The sequence below is a fragment of the Neobacillus mesonae genome (assembly GCF_023715155.1).
GTDB classification, from domain to species: domain Bacteria; phylum Bacillota; class Bacilli; order Bacillales; family Cytobacillaceae; genus Neobacillus; species Neobacillus mesonae_A.
Map to the genome: position 1 here is coordinate 1 of NZ_JAMBNQ010000080.1, position 1679 is coordinate 1679.

Annotated in this window: 1 protein-coding gene; it reads right to left on the minus strand. The window is 36.8% G+C overall.

Annotated elements, in window-relative coordinates:
• Positions 1-350: 350 nt before the first annotated feature.
• Positions 351-1625, minus strand: a complete 1275-nt coding sequence (locus tag M3183_RS26455) for an IS110 family RNA-guided transposase (RefSeq protein WP_251475030.1) — start codon at positions 1623-1625, stop codon at positions 351-353.
• Positions 1626-1679: the final 54 nt, after the last annotated feature.

The following is a 1679-nucleotide window of genomic DNA, read 5'->3' on the forward strand; positions in this document are numbered from 1 at the left end:
ACTTGTAATAACATTTGGGGATTGATGAATGAGTTGTTCGTAATTTGGCTACACGGAGGCGTACTTAAATAAAGGGGTTAGTAATAACTCCATAAATTTCCATATAATGTACGTTCTCCACGCCACCCCTGGAGGTTTTCGCTCCCATGTCTCAACGGGTCAATTGCCCTCTCATTCCTTCGTCATACCTATCCAAGTGGTAGATGCCGGTCTTTCTTTTGTTAACGGGTCAGAGCCCTTATGCTTAAATAATCCGGTACTTCGTACTATATTTGAGATCCCACGAATAAGCCAATATTCGAAAGATTATAATCTTCCAGTTCATAAAATTTTATTTTCAATAAATTATATTAAGCAGCCATTTGAATTAAAGGTTTGACTTTGTCGGAATTATAAGATTCATTCTTTCTTGCCATTCCTACTAGAATTCTTGCGAATTTATTTATTAGTTTCATGATGGACTTCATTTTCTTCATCTTTTTTTCATTAACATTATTAGAATGTAATTCTTTAAAATCAGGGTTATTCATGACAAGACTCATTGTGGCTAGGTACAAGAAGCGTCGTAAACGGGACCTTCCTCGTTTTGAGAGGACAATTTGTCCTTTCCATTTACCTGAACTAGCCTCTGCTAAATGTAACCCTGCATGTCGTAATAAAGAATTACCATGAGTGAAACCACTGAGATCTCCAGCTTCTCCTAGAATACCTGCAAGTGCAATTTCGCTTACGCCTTTAATGGCAAGCAATTTTTTAGCGAAAGGTATTTTTTTAAGAACTTCAGTGACTTCTTTTTCAATTCTTTCCAGTTGGACTGTAGCTAGATCGAATTCTTCAAGTAATTGTTCCAAGTGCAATTTATAAGCATCAAGTGCTTGTCGTGTACCAACAGAATGGGTAGCTAATTCAATTAGAAGTTGTGCTTTTCTTAAACCGGGTTGTCGTTTCATTAAGGATTTCCAGCCGTTCACGATATCCTGTGGTTTCATCGAACTAATTTCTAGTGGGGTAGGGAATAAGCGAAGTGTTGCGATTGCCCCTTTTCCTTTAACATCTTTGAAAACTTGCCGAAGTTCAGGGAAAACAATATCTACCCAACGGTTAATCTGATTTACAGCACTAACAAGTCTTTTTACGGTCATGTCACGATTGGACATTAAGACTCGTAGTTTTTCAAAGATTTCTGAAGAAGGGCGAATAAACGCATAGTAGCCATTCTTAACCATATCAGCAATAACTAAGGCATCTTTTTTATCACTTTTGGATTGAGTGTTATCTCGATTTTCCTTATTTCTTTTTACAAGGTGGGGGTTTACTGTCACTACTTCAATATTTCTTTCATAAAGCCATTTTGAAAGGTTTACCCAGTAATGTCCGGTTGGTTCCATGCCAACAATCGTTGTATCTAAGCCCTTTAAGGCCTTTAATTGGTCTATCCATTGTATTAATCTAGCAAATCCATCTTCATTATTTTCGAAGGTCAGAGGATCACCAATAACAATTCCTCGGAAGTTTACGGCACGAGCAACGTGGAACTGTTGGGCTATATCAATTCCTACAATAAGATGTTTGATCGAAATTCTTTCAATTAGTTGATTTTGTTTGTCTTGCATTTTAAACTTCATAATAGAGCTTCCTCCTAAGATTGATTTTGTGTTGTGTGTGTATAATCATCTTAC

Bases quoted from the DNA above. Each gene is read 5' to 3' on its own strand.
- M3183_RS26455 (WP_251475030.1), bottom strand. From the start codon at position 1,625: ATGAAGTTTAAAATGCAAGACAAACAAAATCAACTAATTGAAAGAATT.